The organism is Bacillus litorisediminis (assembly GCF_022808645.1).
Classification (GTDB): domain Bacteria; phylum Bacillota; class Bacilli; order Bacillales; family JC228; genus Bacillus_BF; species Bacillus_BF litorisediminis.
Genome location: NZ_JAKZKT010000001.1, coordinates 36,147 through 51,775 on the forward strand (window position 1 = coordinate 36,147; position 15,629 = coordinate 51,775).

A 15,629-nucleotide genomic window follows, 5' to 3' on the forward strand; every position below is an offset into this window, starting at 1 on the left:
ACTTGTATCGCAGAAATATTAGCTTTGATTCATCTCTTTAATAAATGATATTTGGTGACCCCCATCAAAGAAGTAGAGACATGCTTCAGAAAGTGGCTTAGAGACAATCTTTTCAACCGCTTGCTTGTATAGTTCAATTTGAGTTTTATATCTTGCAATTAATTCAGGTTTTGCCTGTTCAAAACCATTGGGATACTTGCCTGTAATCGTATCGGATTTAAAATCAATTAAAACCAGTCCTTGCTCATCCTCAAATAAACAGTCAATAATCCCTTGAATAAGTACTTTCTCATCAAAATAGTCTTCGGCCGGTACGACAAAACTAAATGGCAGTTCACGATATACCGCAGGAGCCTTAAGCATTCGCGCGCCTACGTTCGATTCAAAAAAGCGGAGGATTTGTTCAGGATTTATGCTCTTCGCTTGTTCTTCGGTAAGCAGCTCCATCGATTTCATTCGGTTTAGCAGTCTATCGATGCTTTCTAAGGAAACTTCCTGCTTCAACGGGACATGCTGCATGACTAAGTGCATAGCCGTCCCTCTTTCAGTGGGTGTCAGCTTCTTTTCTTGCAAAAAGCTTGGACGATCGAACAAAGAGGTACGGCGAAGAGATGGCAGCATCTCTTCCCGATTGACCCATTCACGCTGTCTTTTTAATTCTGAAACAGACATTTTAGAGCGCATGCCTGTTAAAGGTTTAAATGGATATTCCCAAGTCATTTGCTTTAAAATCGCCGCGGCTGTATCTCCGAATTCTCCAGCCTGCTCGCCATTTCGCACAGCTTCCAGCCCATTTTGTCTTTGGTCAGCACCTATGGCATTAGCTAATAAAGAGGGAGCAGATAATATAGTGAATTCAAAACGCGCCGGATGATCAAGAGCCTTATAAGGAGATGACAGCCCCATTTCACTTAGAACTTCCTGAAAATCCCTTGATCTTAACAGTGCTGGCCCAATCCAGTCTAAATAAGTGGAAGCCTTTGACCGGACAAAGTCAGGGAGTAACCAGCCGGAACTGTCTCCAGATAATCTCCATTTTTCTATCGATTTTTCTAGCTTAGAGATGGTCCCTACAAGATATAATTTTTCCTTAGCCCTAGTTAAGGCTACGTATAAAATTCTCATTTCCTCTGATAAAGATTCTAGCCGTTTTTTACGGGCAAACGCTAATTGCGGCAATGATGGATAAGTTAGTCTTTTAATAGGATCCACATATTTCATCGCAATCCCTAAATCCTTATCTAATAGGGTTGATGACTGGACATCCTTCATATTGAAATTTTTATTTAAACCCGCAATAAATACAAAAGGAAATTCTAATCCTTTTGAACGGTGAATAGTCATTAAGCGGACCACGTCATCCTGTTCCCCAATTGAACGGGCTGTTCCCAGATCCTCTCCCCGTTCTTGTAATCTCTCAACAAAACGGAGGAAGCGAAAGAGCCCCCTAAAGGAGGTTGTTTCGTATACTCTCGCCCGGTCAAAGAGAGCTCGCAGATTGGCTTGTCTTTGTTTTCCGCCGGGAAGCCCGCCCACATACTCCAAAAACTTAGTATCTTGATAGATTTGCCAGATTAGCTCTGATAAAGTCCCTCTTCTTGCCAGTACTCTCCAATTTTCAAGATAGTTTATAAATGCCTTCCCTTTTTCCTTCGCTGTAAGATAATCGGGACCATCATCATGAACAAAGGAAGTAAATGCTTCGTAATAGCTTCCCTTTTTATGTGAAATCCTAATTTGCGCCAATTCTTCCTCATTCATCCCCACAATCGGTGAACGCAAAACAGCTGCCAACGGTATATCTTGTTGCGGATTATCGATTATTTTTAAGAGGGATAGCATGACAGCAATCTCAGTTGCCTCAAAATAACCGTCTGAGAGATCGGCATAAACCGGTATCCCTAATTCCTTACATTCATCCATAATGGTCTGGGCCCATGGCATCGACCTCAGTAAAATTACAATATCTCTGAACTGCAGCGGTCGATACGAGCCTATTTTCGCATCATATACCTTTGCGCCGCTATCAATTAAGGAGCGAATCTCTTTCGCGATAAATCTGGCTTCAAGCTGCGATTTTTCAAGTTCTTCTTGGTTTTCTTCCTCCTGATCGGATTCTTCCTGACCATCTTTTTCAATTAAAACAACAGAAACGGGCGTTGGTGAAGGCGGATAAAGGTCATTTACCTTTAGTTCAGCATCCTCTGTATATTCAATATCTCCAACCTTTTCTCCCATTGTTTGCTTAAAAATAAAGTTCGTTCCATGCAGAACCTCTTCCCGGCTTCTGAAATTCTGAGCCAAGTCTATTCTTAAACCGCTTGGGGCATTTTCATCGGGCTGAAAACTGCGATATTTTTCAATAAAGAGCTGAGGTTCCGCCAATCGGAATTTATAAATGGATTGCTTGACATCCCCAACCATGAACAGGTTTCCATTTTCTTCTGAACCCTTTTTGATCAGCTGGATAATCGTTTCTTGAACAAGATTCGTGTCCTGATACTCGTCGACCAGAATTTCCTTAAATTTTTCCTGATAAGCTTTGGCAATATTGGAAGGCTGGTTTCCCTCCATTAAAATTGAGAGCGAAAAATGTTCTAAATCACCAAAGTCAATAAGGGATTTATCCATTTTCACTGCTTGGAATTTCTCATGATAGCGCTGCACTAGCCGTACAACACCTTCAACAATTGGCTTCATCGCCCTAATATCATTCAGATAAGAATCCGGTTTTCTTGAAAAGAACTGTTCCTTAATCTTATCTATTAAGTCTTTTGCTTTCTTTCGCAGCGTATCGGTTTGTTTTAATAAATCCTCATCAAAGTCTGCTTTTTTTACAGAAACCGCTTTTAGGAACCCTTCAGCATGAATGGTTTGATATAAAGGATCCCAGCCTATTTCTGCAGCCTCTCGCAGCCTTTGAATATAGGCAATATCTTGCTCATACGTTTGTATTTTCGGCGCTGGCCCTCCTGGGAGAGAGGCTAAATCAATCGCTTGCTCCAGCATGGCTTTCGCAGCACCGAGTTCCATTGTAATCGAATCCATGATTGTTTTTGTAAAAGGCAGCTGATTGATGTCTGTTTCCGGATCTATATCATACAAATCAATTAAATCTTTGAACCATTGATTAGGGTTTGGATTTGCCCTTGAAAACTCATATAAGTTTCGGATTATAGTTTGCAAGGGAAGATCAGATCGGTCATCGGCAAACACATCGACAAGCTTGTAAAATTCGTTCGCATCCTCCATTGCATAACTTTCTTCTAGCAACTCATCCATCACTTCATCTTGAATTAAAGCCAGTTCACTAGAGTCTGCAATCCTAAAGTTAGGATCTAAATCGAGCAAATAATAATATTTTCGGACTATATCTAAACAGAATGAATGCAAGGTAGAGATCGATGCTTTATTTAGCAACGTTAACTGCTTGCGTAAATGCAGAGAATGCGGGTTCTCTTTAATTGCAGCTTCAAGAGCATTTCCAATTCGGTGTCTCATCTCTGCTGCCGAGGCATTCGTAAAGGTAACCACTAGTAATTGATCGACATTGTATCCGTGTTCCTCATCCATCAGCCTTTGAATAATTCTTTCCACTAGAACAGCGGTTTTTCCTGATCCGGCTGCAGCCGCAACAAGGATATCTTTTCCTGATGCAGAGATGGCTTTCGCCTGATTGACAGTCCACCTTGGTTTATTCATTTACTTCAGCCTCCCTTCTGATCCAATCGATTGCTGTTTCAGCTTTCGCTGGCTGCAGATAGCGAAACGCATTCTCTTGCAAACTACTGTCAAATTGGCATATAGATTTATAGGAACAAAACGCACAAGGAGTCTGGTTCCTTAATTTATAGGGAGCAATGTCAATGCGGCCCTCCACCATTTGATTCCCTGCTTTTTTAAAGGTCTTTCTAACATACCTTCTTAACACATCAAATTCATCTTTAGTTGCAATTTTAGAATATGCATTAAAGCTTCCATCCTTTTTCAGTCCTGCCGAAACAATGGATGACGTCCCGCTCTCCAGGCTTTGATCCATCAGTTTTACAACATCTGGATCTGATAATAATAGACCTAACATTTTATACTGTTTTAATAATTCTGTTTCAATTTGGTCTTCCTCAAGCGGTTCATTGGCTTGCAGAAACGGATTGTGAATATGGAAGTAAAGCACTCCAGCCGGTTCGGCTTTTGCGCCTAGCCAATCTTTAGAATGCGTCACGACTAAATCTAAGTACGTCAGCATTTGCAGAGATAAGCCATAGTAAATATCACTTAATTGGAGTTCCTTTTTGCTCGACTTATAATCTACGACCCTGACATAGGTGCCTCCATTAAAAGATGCCGTATCAACCCGGTCAATTCTTCCAGCCAATTCCATCTTTGTTCCGTCATCTAATGAAAACGTAAGCGGAGGCAGTTTGCCATTTTTTCCAAATCCAATCTCCAGACCAGCAGGAACAAACCGGCTAGCTTTGGCCTGCTTGCTTAAGGCGTATGATGTTTTAGCAATAACTTGCTCTAATTTATGACGAATATAATGATGGCGATTTGAACTGAGCAAAATCTGATTTTGCAGTTTTGGTGCAAGTAGCTCTACCACATCTCTAGATAACTGTTCACAGTCCTTTTTAGATAAGGACGCCCATGACCGGTTACTTGCTTCCAAACGCTCAGCTAACAATTTTAAAGCTCCATGAAAAAGCTCCCCTATATTTGGCGCATCCAGCTTATAAATAGGTCTCGGTTCCAGTCGAAGCCCATGAGAAATAAAATGTGAGAATGGACATGAATTGAATTTTTCCATTCTTGAAACACTTGCCTGGATTACATCCCCGTACAGTTCTTTTGTTATTTTTTTACTCAAGGCCTTTGTTTTATTTTCAAAAAACAAACTAGAGAGTACTTTTGCTGTTGCCGTTTTAAGAGATGGAATCTCCATTAAAGCGTTATATACATCCCACCAAAAATCAGAAATTGGATTACCTTTCTTATAAAGCTGTAACTGACTCGTTAAATGTGATAAAGCTACATCTGGAATAAGAGCAAATTGCTTTTCTTGTTCCCCTGACGGTTCCAGCCCCCAAGTGAGTCTTTCCATAGTCGGGAACAGTTCCTTTAATCGTTTAATCCATGGTGAGGCCAGCAGGCTTTTTCCCTCTTCATCTGCTATCGGATAGCTAATGAATAATTTTTCCATAGGTGTCGTGAAGGCCTTATACGCAATAAAATCCTCATCTAATAAACGCGTTTCACTGCTTGGGGCAAGCGGGATTCCTGCATTTTTCATAAGTAAGCGCTCTTCATCAGCAATAATGCCATCATCTGTCTGCTTTTGCGGAAGCACGCCATCATTCAGTCCAATAATAAAGGCTGCTTTCCCGTGATGGATTCTCGACTGATCGATATTGGCAATCAGGACCTGATCCAGAGATTGCGGAACAATAGAATAGGTAAGAGCATTAAAGCCTGATTCGATGATTTCCGCAAATTGCTTAAGTGAAAGCACTTCATCTCCTAATAGTTCAACTGCCTGATCCAATAAACGGATGACCGCATCCCATACCTGGTCATGCTCTCTTGCCCTTTCCAATTGTCCTGATTCCTCAGCTTCTTGGATCCATTTTTCCAGCTTAGCCGGAATCTCTAATTCTTCTAAAAATAAATACAAAGCCTCCGCTTGCTCTCTTACATGACCGGCCCTTTTTAACCGGTAAGCCAAACGGTTTATAGGGGCCGAGACAATGATTCGAAGCTCATTAATTTTTGCTTCCATTCTCTTTTCTTCATCAGTCTGAGGCAGGTCAGTCCATTCTAGCCCTTTGTATCTTCTGTATTTCCAACGGTCCCTGCTTATCCATTGTTTTCCTTTAATACCGTAGGCTAAGCAGTAATTTTCCAAAAGATCTGCATCTGCCCGGAAAGCGGCCGCATCTGCCTCGCGGGGATATAATAATTCCGTTTTAATGGCCCTGAACATGGGCTCGTAACGCCAGTTCTGCTGAATGACTTCCAAAACGGAACGAACTAATTCAATAACGGGATGATGAATCATTTTTCTCTTTTGATCTTTAAAATAAGGAATCTGATACTGTTTAAAAATGGTATCCAACAATTCATCATAAGCGGCTCCGTTACGAACCAGAATAGCAATATCGCGAAAACGATAGTCTTCCTCTCTGACGAGCTTATGAATCGTTTGTGCGATTCCTTCCACTTCTGCCCGCCGATTGGCAGCCTCTGCCATCGTAAGGGCTGTATCCTCTAAAAAAGGAGCAGGAGGCATACTTATAAGTTCTTGCTCCAAATGATTCAGAGAAATATGGGAACGATATTGATTTTCCAGTATTTCATCTTCACAATGCATCCCTGCATCCTTTGCTATTTGATAAAGGGTTGCATACGTTTCTCCAGTCATTCTGAATAAATCGAGTTCATTAGGCAATTCATATCGATACGTACGATCTAGCGTCAAGAGAAAATGAATATGTACCGAACAATTCATAAGGCTTGCAATAACCTCATATTCCTGAGGAGTAAAGCTATAAAATCCGTCTACAAAAACCGTCGCACCGTTGAGAAAATGAGAAACGGGCAATTGTTCCGCTAATAATCGGAGGCTGTCCTCCTGATCCAAATATTTTCCTTCTAATCTCTCTTGAAAAGCTTGAAGTACAAGGGGCAAGTCATTGAGCTTGTCCGAAAGTGTAGATCTTTCTTTTTGGTGCTCTAATTCATTTTGCAGCTGCCGTAATTCTTCAGGCTTCACACAATACCGCTTTAATTCTGTTAACAAATCTCCAAGCTTCTCAATAAACCCGATTTTGTCTCCTTGCGATTGAAATAGACGAAGCTCATTTTTTCGTTCATTTAGAATTTTTCTGATAAGCATGCTAATTCCTGTAGTATCAATCGGAAGCCTGGTTAAACCCCCTGTTTCCTGCAGTACCCGCCAGGCCAGTCTTGAAAAACTGTAAACCTGAGCTCGAATCATGCCCCCTGCAGGGAGACGCTTTGCCAATTCATATTCTATTTGAAAGGTCATTTGATCCGGTACAATTATTAAAATGGGCGGACCTAATGGCCGTTCGTTTAATTCCTTCATGACTTCTTCTAGCATTCTTTCAGTTTTTCCTGAACCCGAACGCCCTAATAAAAACGTGACAGACAAACTCATCCTCTTCCTTTCTCCCTCAAATAGTCCCGTTTCATTAATTCTATCCTTATTTTAACTTACTTTGGATTTGCATTCTATGAAATGAGCATGACCACTTTTAGGAAACAATCTGCCAAAATGGCTGGGCGAGCATATTGTAATCAGAGTAGTGGCAAATTCCAGTTCCAATTGGCGGTGATGACTATGGTTGAATCTAGGAAAATTTTATTTTTTACCGGTGTAATATTAGTGATATGTGGAGTATTTGTGGCTTGTAATATTTATACACTCATTCCGATTTATCAGGATATATCGGAGAGTCTCGATGTTACAACTGAGCAAGTCGTGTTTGGCAGTACTCTCTTTACTTTATTCTACTCATTTGGTCTATTAACCTTTGGGGCATTATCGGATGCATTTGGAAGAAGAAAAATTATCATCTTCGGACTCCTTAGTTCCGCATTCGCGACACTATTAGTCGGACTATCTCCTACGATAGAGAGTCTCTATATTTTTCGAGCTATACAAGGATTTTCGCTTGCAACTTTTGCTCCCGTTACCTTTACGTATTGCTTTGAAACCTTTCCTTCAAGATATCGAACTCTGGTTATCTCTCTAATTAATACGGGATTTTTAGTTGCGGGAATTTTAGGTCAAGTGGCCAGTCAGGCTTTTGCAGATTTTTCTGATTGGCGTGATACTTATTATTTCTTTGCAATCTCATATACAGTGTTATTCATCATGGCTTTCACTAGTTTACCTAAAATTAAAGAGGCATGTAATCGGGGAGAGCTGCTCAAAACCTACAGACGGATTGTTCAAAATAAATCACTGCTTAAATGCTATGGCATCGTGTTTACACTGCTTTTTTCGTTCATCTCTTTTTATGACGGATTAAACCATTATTTCGGAGAGAACCCAAATCAGTTATTCATGCTGAGAGTCATTGGATTATTGGGAGCCATTCTGTCTTTATTCACGGGAAAAATCCTCGATAAATGTGGAGAAATGAAAACCCTATTTCTTGGGTTATATTTAGGATTCAGCAGCCTATTTCTATTGCTGTTTGAATCATCTTTTCTGGCTATCGCTTTCGTTTCGGTTCTATTAGTCTCATCAATCTCTACTCTCGTCCCGACGATGATTACCATAATTGGATCAATAGCCGGAAAAGACCGGGCAAAAGCATTATCGATTTATTCATTTATTTTGCTGACAGGTGCAACAGCTGCTTCGCCGATCGCAATTTGGCTTTCATTTAAATTCATTGTTCTATTATTAATCTTTTTATTTCTTATTAATCTTTTACTGGGAACCTCTCTTTTTCCAAAAACAAAGAGACAAAGCGCCAGGCTCTGATCTTAGATGGACACTTTGTCTTTTTCTCATTCCCGTACTTTTTGAACACCCATTTCCTTGAGACGTTTCTTATCAATTTTCCCTACATGAGTTTTAGGTAATTCAGCTAAAAAGTGATACGACTTTGGAATCTTATATCGCCCTAAAGATTGAGAACAAAAATCGGATATCTCCTTCTCAGTTAGTTGTACACCAGCTTCTATCACAAGAAAGGCCGTTACTTTTTCACCCCAGTACATATCAGGAATGCCAACTACCGCTGCTTCCATTATCGATGGGTGTCTCAGTAAACATTGTTCTACCTCCAATGGATACACATTTTCTCCACCCGTAATAATAAGGTCTTTTTTTCGGCCGACAATATAGTAATAGCCTTCTGCATCTTTCTTTGCCAAATCCCCGGTTGCAATCCACCCGTCCTTTTTTGTGTCACTTGTTGCTTCCGGATTGTTCCAATACATTTCAAAACCATGCTTTCCTTTTACCCATAGTTCACCAATTTCGTTTTCCCCTGCTTCCTTCCCATCATCACTGATAATGACGGCATCATTAAAAAGCATCGGCTTTCCGACGGAGCCCCCTTTCTTATAGGCGATTTCCGGATCAATATAAAAATTATTAGGTCCTGCTTCTGTTAACCCATAGCCCTCTTTAAATAGAATACCTTTTTCTTTAAATGCATCATAAATTTCAGAAGGACAAGGTGCGCCGCCGGAAAGGAATAGCTTCATCGATGAATAGGAATGTTCTGTAAAGACGTCTGAATGAATAAAAGCCTGATACATCGTCGGGACAAATAATACAATCGTACACTGATGTTTTTCTAATAAATGTGAAGCTTTTTCAGGAGAAAATGATTGAGCCAGCACGACCCTTCCACCCATTAAAAGAATCGGAATCGTTAAGGCATTTAGCCCGCCTGTGTGAAACATTGGAAGCACCGTCAATGTTGTATCATCCTTCGTTAAATTCCAGCTTATTATGGTATTTAGAGCGTTCCAAAGAACTGACTGATGGGAAAGAATGACCCCTTTTGGCTTTCCTGTAGTTCCTCCTGTATAGATCATCGCTAGAGCATCCCGCTCATTTAAATCTTCGGGAAGTATAGGGTATTCATTCCCGCCAACCATCAAATCATATTCGTCTGTATTGATGGTCAAAACCGAAAATCCGCTCTGATTCGAAATCATTTTAATAAAATCAAAATGGCAAAATACATAAGCCGGCTGTGAATCATAAAGAATCCATTCAATCTCTTCTTTTGCTAATCGCCAGTTTAATGGTACAAAAATGGCACCTAATTTGATACAAGCAAACAGCAGATCTAAGTAAGACACATGATTGGGAGAAAGAATTGCCAGCCTGTCTCCTTTTTTTACTCCCCTATTTTGCAAAAAATAGGCCAAGCTATTTGAACGCTGGTCTAACTGTTTATACGTATACCTTTGATTGGTTTCCCCATCAATGATAGCGACCTGATTTGGAGAAATTCTTGCTCTGCTCGTTATCCAATTCAATTCCACCTGCATCAAATATCACCTCATTTGTCATCCAGTCCATATGCTTAAAATATCGAAGCGGAGTTACAAAATGGTTACATAAGTGGTGGGTATACTAAGATCTCATCAATAAAAGACAAAATTCGGATGAGGTGCTGGTGAATTGTCCTTCATACGGGGGATGATGGACAAAACTCTCATGAAGAGATGGAGAATCGTCCTTCATACGGGGGATGATGGACAAAACTCTCATGAAGAGATGGTGATATGTCCTTCATAAGGGAGATGATGGACAAAACTCTCATGAAGAGCTGGTGAATTGTCCTTCATTCGGGGGATGATGGACAAAACTCTCATGAAGAGCTGGTGAATTGTCTTTCATAAGAGGCATGATGGACAATTCGCTCATCAAACGCTGGTGTTGTCCTTCATAAGAGGCATGATGGACAGTTCGCTCATCAAACGCTGGTGAATTGTCTTTCATAAGAGGCATGATGGACAATTCGCTCATCAAACGCTTGTGAATTGTCTTTCATAAGAGGCATGATGGACAATTCGCTCATCAAACGCTGGTGAATTGTCTTTCATAAGAGGCATGATGGACAATTCGCGCATCAAACGCTAGTGAAGTGTCCTTCATAAGGGGCATGATAGACAATTCGCGCATCAAACGCTGGTGAATTGTCTTTCATTAATAGAAACTCAAAGAAAAATAACCATGGATTAAACCAAGGAATACTGGTTGTTCCTCTATTCAATGCAATTCGGTCCTTAAGCAACCATATCTAATCCAAAAACAAAGGGTCTGACCCCACAAAATAGCATAAGGTCAGACCCTTTTAAAAATTTATTATCACATCATAATTCCGCCATCAACATGGAGCACCGTTCCATTTACATAATGAGATTCTTCGGAGGCGAGGTAGAGATAGGCATTGGCAATATCTCTCGGTTTTCCGAGCTCCATCACCGGAATCATTTTTTTGAGCGATTCAATTACTTTGTCAGGAACCGTTTCAACCATTCCTGTTTCGATAAATCCAGGTGCGACGGCATTAACCCTGATTCCTTTTCTTCCAAGCTCTTTGGCCCATGTTTTCGTCATACCCACTACTGCAGCTTTACTGGCCGCATAGTTAGTTTGGCCGACATTCCCATAGACTCCTGAAACAGAGGACGTATTAATTATTTTTCCATACCTCTTTTCAGCCATCACAGGAACAACTGCTTGTGTACATAGAAATACACCGGTTAAATTAACATCTAGTACTCTTTGAAAGTCTTCCTCTGTCATTTTAACCAGCATCGCATCCCTTGTAATCCCGGCATTATTTACTAGAATATCAATCGTTCCATATTCCTCAAGGGTACGTTTAACCATCTGCTCTACACTTTCCTTTTTGCTGACATCCACTTGAACGAATAAAGCTTCATAACCCTCGGCTTTTATTGCCTGACAAGCTTTGCTGCCAGCTTCCTCCTGGAAATCAGCCAGCACAACCTTAGCCCCTTCACTCGCAAATACATGTGCCGCTTCTAATCCAATCCCACCCGCAGCACCTGTTATAATAGCAACCCGATCTTGTAATCTCATATCTTACACCCCAACTTTCTGTAAAAACCCTTCTACCGCTGAAAGTAATTGATCTGGATCATCAATTAGAGGGGAATGGCCGCAGCCTTCTAGTTTAAACACCTCTGCCCTTCCGTCAAAATCCTCGATAATCTCATCGGTCATATATTGTAAAACAACCATATCTTCCTCACCATATAAAACTGCCACCGGAATGGTAATATCTTTTACTTGGTTCGAACCCTCGGTTAGACCGTTATGAACAGGACTGATATTAAATGTATTTAAGGCATGATATACCTCTGCTAAGTTTCTTTGTGTAAGCATGTCTTCTAAATACCGGTCATATCGCTCCCGATCCGGCTGATTTTTATGGTAAATAGCGGCATTCCAAACAGCCTCCAGAAATCCTTTGTTTTTTTCGTCATAAGCCTTCTGGATTGGAATGGTTCTTCCTATATCCTGTTTAACATCCTCGAGATTTTTGAATCTATTATTTAAATCCGGCTGTCCGTCATCTCCAACAGCATAAAAAGCATATCCTCTCGTTGATGCTGAAGCGAGAAGGAGCAGCTGTGAAATATATTCCGGATGATCAGCAGCGAGCTGCATGCTGACTGCTCCTCCCATCGACCAGCCCATACAAATAAAATGAGATAAGCCCATATCATCAGCCCATGCTTTTACATCCTCTGAAAAATCACGGATCGATTCAATTGGTTTATGATAGCTTGATTGACCAAATCCGCGAAGATCGACTGCATACACTTTAAACTTAGGATCTAGTCTTTCTATGACAATATCCCAGTGAACGGATGAAGTCATATTTCCATGAATCAAAACAAACGGGATGTTTCCACCTTCTCTTTCCTGATAAGCAATGCGTTCCCCATTTGGCAAAACTGAATACTGTACGACCGTTTTCATCCTATCTCCTCCCATTATTTAACGTTCCCCATTGTACGACTGTTGAAGCCCAAGCGTAGCCAATACCAGCGCTTACCAAAACAATTACGTCACCGTCTTTTATTTTTCCTTCCTGTAACGCAAGTTCTAGAGAGATAATTTGGTCCAATTGTCCGATATGTCCGTAGTCCTCTAAGTAAATCGATTGATTTTCGCTTACATTCAGCTGATTAAGGATATATCGATGGGCAGAACGCTTCATGTGAAGCATCGCAACATAATCAATATCGTTTTCAGTGAATCCTGATTTTTCAACTGATGTACGAATCACCTTCATAAAATTGGATAATGACTTTTCCTCAAGTCTCGATTTCATTCCTTCTGGGTCCGGAACGTCAAGCTTATACAGCTTTTCATCAAATCCTTCATGGAGAGGATTCTTAGTTCCGCCAATCGGCACAATCACATCTTCTGAGAAAGTACCGTCCGTAATAATAGAGCCTTCAAGCAGCAAATTGCGGTCCACCCCTTTTTTTAAAACAATCGCGGCTCCTCCAGCTCCTAAGTTGTACATAAAACGGGTTCTTGGATTTTGATAGTCAATAAAATCCTCATTGCGGTAGCCTCCTGCCAGCAAGGCAGTTTTGATATTCCCTGTAAGCATCAGGCTTTTCGCAACCTGTAATGCCATAACCGTCGTGCCGCAGCGCAGGGCGATATCAAAGGCCCACGCATTTTTCGCACCAATTGCTTCTTGCAGCTTAATCCCTGCTGTCCATAGAGGATACTCTTTGTACTCTTCACCTATATAAATGACAAGATCAATTGATTTCGGATCGATATGTCCCTTTTCCAATGCAAGCTTTGCTGCCTTTATTCCCATTTCACATGTATGGTCATCTGGGCCAGCAACCGGCTTTTTCTTGATTCCCATTTTCTCTTCAACCACATGAAGAGGCAATCCCGATTGCTCGCTAATTTCTTTACTAGTCATAAAAGTATCGGGAAGGTAAACCCCTGTACTGACAATTCCGATTGACACCGTTAACTCCCACCTTTATCATTGGCTAAATCAAGCATTTGACACATACAGTGATAGGCTTCTTCTAAAGATTCTACGATTCTCTCTTCTCCATGCTGAACATGAACTACCTTGATTCGTTTCTTATCTTCATCCACTTTCTGGACTCTGACAATAAAGGAATCTACTATTTTTTCATCCACCTATAACCCTCCTTAAGAAGAAGCCTTATGTTTCACAGATTTTGATATTGATTCGCTGTTTTCTAATTTTGTTAATTTTTTGCGATTCAATAATTTTTTCCAGGCACCGACAATGCCTTGCGGGAAGAAGATTACGACTAATATATAAATAATCCCGAAAATAATAATCCACCGTTCAAAAATCCAATGCACTTTCGCCAATTCCGTAAGCCAATGATGGGTAAATTCGATGATTCCTGAACCGATAATGGCACCAACCAATGTCCCTACTCCGCCAATAATGGTCATCAGTAAGGCGTCCAATGTTATATCCATTGCAAATACACTGGTATTCACATATCTAAGGGAGATTCCATATAAGGAACCGGCAAAAGCAGCGATGACTCCTGCCACAACGCTTACAATAATTTTGTATTGGATCACTTGATAGCCCAATGATTCAATCCGCTGTTCATTTTCGCGAATTCCCTGCAGCACCCTGCCAAGCGGAGATTCAGTAAATCGCCTTAAAAACAGATAGATAACTAGCATAGAAACTAAGCAAATCAGATAGAAAGTTAGTCGCTCTCTTAGGAAATCCGGTACACGAAAGGTGAAGCCGTCGTTTCCAAACGTAACCGTTCTCCATTTTTCGGCTAATACAAGAAGGAGTCCAGAAAGCGCAAGCGTAAGCATCGCATAGAAATGACTTTTTAACCGCAATGTTAACAGACCTACAATATAGCTTACGACCCCTGACAATACGATGGCGGCAAGAATCGATAAGAATAAATATCCATTCGTAGGTTCCAAATGCTTCATAAAAATCCCTGTCATATAAGCACCAATTCCGAAAAACATCGCATGCCCAAAAGAGACGATTCCGGTATAACCAAGCAACAGATCGTAACTCATCGCAAAGGCGGCAAAAATATAAACTTGTGTTAAAAGAATCAGCAAACTTCGAGATTCATAGAAAAATGGCCAACAGAGAAGAACAATCGCTATCAATGCGAAGAACACGATCCCCTGATTTCGTTTTAATACTGCCATGCTCTCACCCCTTCGCTCCAAATAAGCCCTGTGGTCTGAAAACTAATACAAGAGCCATTATAATCATATTGACCGCGAGCGACAGGTCTGGCACAAAGTACGCCATAAATGCCCCAGCTAACCCAACTAAGATGGCAGCTAAAATGGAGCCAGTAAAATTCCCCATTCCGCCAATGACAACCACAATGAAGGCAAGAATGGCATATTCCAAACCCATTTCGGCATGAATCACGCCCGAATATGGCCCTAACAAAACTCCGCCTAGCGCGGCTAATGCAGCGCCCACCATAAACACCCACATAAACACATTCTGAATATTGATTCCCAGTGCTTGAACCATCTCTTTATTCATAACTCCGGCGCGTACGACTAATCCAATTTTGGTTCGCTTTAAGATAAAGCTGATTAAGAAAAAGATGAGCAGACCGACAGCAATGATAAATACGCGGTATTTGATTAAAATAATGCCTCCTACTTCCCAGCTTCCCGCTAACAGACCCGGGGTAGATGCATGAATTTGATTCGGACCCCACACGACCTTGAGGGACTCCGAAAGCACCAGCATAAACCCCAGCGTAATCAAAATCTGCTGAATATGGTTTCCGTAAACCGGTTTAATAATCAATTTTTCAGTAATAAATCCTAGCAATAACCCGCATAATAAAGCTCCTAATATACCGATCAAAAAACTAGAGGTCAAACTGTATATCCAAATTCCGGCATAAGCCCCCCAGGCAAACAATCCTCCATGGGCAAAATTCAATACATCCATTAACCCAAAAATTAAAGTGAGGCCAGCAGCGAGTAAAAATATAAGCATTCCGGTGGCTAACCCATTAATCGTCAGGTTTGCTACAACTGAGAGCGTCTCCATTTATCT

Annotated in this window: 10 protein-coding genes; 1 reads left to right on the forward strand and 9 read right to left on the reverse strand. The window is 40.9% G+C overall.

Features of this window, described 5'->3' with window-relative positions:
- Positions 1–18: 18 nt before the first annotated feature.
- On the reverse strand, positions 19–3,702 hold the full coding sequence (gene addA / locus MLE14_RS00185; RefSeq protein ID WP_243296229.1) for a helicase-exonuclease AddAB subunit AddA: 3,684 nt from the start codon (positions 3,700–3,702) through the stop codon (positions 19–21).
- Positions 3,695–7,177: a helicase-exonuclease AddAB subunit AddB gene (addB, locus tag MLE14_RS00190; RefSeq protein WP_243296230.1), complete on the reverse strand. Its 3,483-nt coding sequence runs from the start codon at positions 7,175–7,177 to the stop codon at positions 3,695–3,697. The genes addA and addB overlap by 8 nt, the downstream gene beginning before the upstream one ends.
- A gap of 183 nt (positions 7,178–7,360) precedes the next feature.
- Here addB and MLE14_RS00195 point away from each other — a divergent pair, with 183 nt between their 5' ends.
- Positions 7,361–8,515: an MFS transporter gene (locus MLE14_RS00195; RefSeq protein WP_243296231.1), complete on the forward strand. Its 1,155-nt coding sequence runs from the start codon at positions 7,361–7,363 to the stop codon at positions 8,513–8,515.
- A gap of 26 nt (positions 8,516–8,541) precedes the next feature.
- On the opposite strand, the gene MLE14_RS00200 is transcribed toward MLE14_RS00195, so the two are convergent.
- The 7 genes from MLE14_RS00200 to MLE14_RS00230 all read right to left on the reverse strand — a co-directional run bounded on the left by MLE14_RS00200 (position 8,542) and on the right by MLE14_RS00230 (position 15,623).
- On the reverse strand, positions 8,542–10,044 hold the full coding sequence (locus MLE14_RS00200; protein ID WP_243296232.1) for an acyl-CoA synthetase: 1,503 nt from the start codon (positions 10,042–10,044) through the stop codon (positions 8,542–8,544).
- 823 nt (positions 10,045–10,867) lie between these two features.
- On the reverse strand, positions 10,868–11,608 hold the full coding sequence (gene fabG, locus MLE14_RS00205; protein WP_243296233.1) for a 3-oxoacyl-ACP reductase FabG: 741 nt from the start codon (positions 11,606–11,608) through the stop codon (positions 10,868–10,870).
- Between the two features lie 3 nt (positions 11,609–11,611).
- Positions 11,612–12,514 carry an intracellular short-chain-length polyhydroxyalkanoate depolymerase gene (gene phaZ / locus MLE14_RS00210; protein ID WP_243296234.1) on the reverse strand — a complete coding sequence of 301 codons (903 nt, stop codon included), beginning with the start codon at positions 12,512–12,514 and terminating at the stop codon, positions 11,612–11,614.
- Position 12,515: 1 nt separating this feature from the next.
- Complete coding sequence (locus MLE14_RS00215; protein ID WP_243296235.1) at positions 12,516–13,535, reverse strand: 3-oxoacyl-ACP synthase; 1,020 nt, start codon at positions 13,533–13,535, stop codon at positions 12,516–12,518.
- Positions 13,536–13,537: 2 nt separating this feature from the next.
- A complete protein-coding gene (locus tag MLE14_RS00220; RefSeq protein WP_243296236.1) occupies positions 13,538–13,717 on the reverse strand; it encodes a hypothetical protein in 180 nt (59 codons plus the stop codon).
- Positions 13,718–13,729: 12 nt separating this feature from the next.
- Complete coding sequence (locus MLE14_RS00225) at positions 13,730–14,749, reverse strand: branched-chain amino acid ABC transporter permease (protein ID WP_243296237.1); 1,020 nt, start codon at positions 14,747–14,749, stop codon at positions 13,730–13,732.
- 4 nt (positions 14,750–14,753) lie between these two features.
- The gene (locus tag MLE14_RS00230; RefSeq protein WP_243296238.1) at positions 14,754–15,623 is read right to left on the reverse strand and encodes a branched-chain amino acid ABC transporter permease; all 870 of its coding nucleotides are present in this window, start codon (positions 15,621–15,623) and stop codon (positions 14,754–14,756) included.
- Between the last annotated feature and the right edge of the window lie 6 nt (positions 15,624–15,629).

Excerpts from the sequence above, each read along its gene's own strand:
- addB (WP_243296230.1), bottom strand. The coding sequence starts at position 7,177 with ATGAGTTTGTCTGTCACGTTTTTATTAGGGCGTTCGGGTTCAGGAAAA.
- MLE14_RS00225 (WP_243296237.1), bottom strand. The coding sequence starts at position 14,749 with ATGGCAGTATTAAAACGAAATCAGGGGATCGTGTTCTTCGCATTGATA.
- addA (WP_243296229.1), bottom strand. The coding sequence starts at position 3,702 with ATGAATAAACCAAGGTGGACTGTCAATCAGGCGAAAGCCATCTCTGCA.
- phaZ (WP_243296234.1), bottom strand. The coding sequence starts at position 12,514 with ATGAAAACGGTCGTACAGTATTCAGTTTTGCCAAATGGGGAACGCATT.
- MLE14_RS00195 (WP_243296231.1), top strand. The coding sequence starts at position 7,361 with ATGGTTGAATCTAGGAAAATTTTATTTTTTACCGGTGTAATATTAGTG.
- MLE14_RS00200 (WP_243296232.1), bottom strand. The coding sequence starts at position 10,044 with ATGCAGGTGGAATTGAATTGGATAACGAGCAGAGCAAGAATTTCTCCA.
- MLE14_RS00230 (WP_243296238.1), bottom strand. The coding sequence starts at position 15,623 with ATGGAGACGCTCTCAGTTGTAGCAAACCTGACGATTAATGGGTTAGCC.
- fabG (WP_243296233.1), bottom strand. The coding sequence starts at position 11,608 with ATGAGATTACAAGATCGGGTTGCTATTATAACAGGTGCTGCGGGTGGG.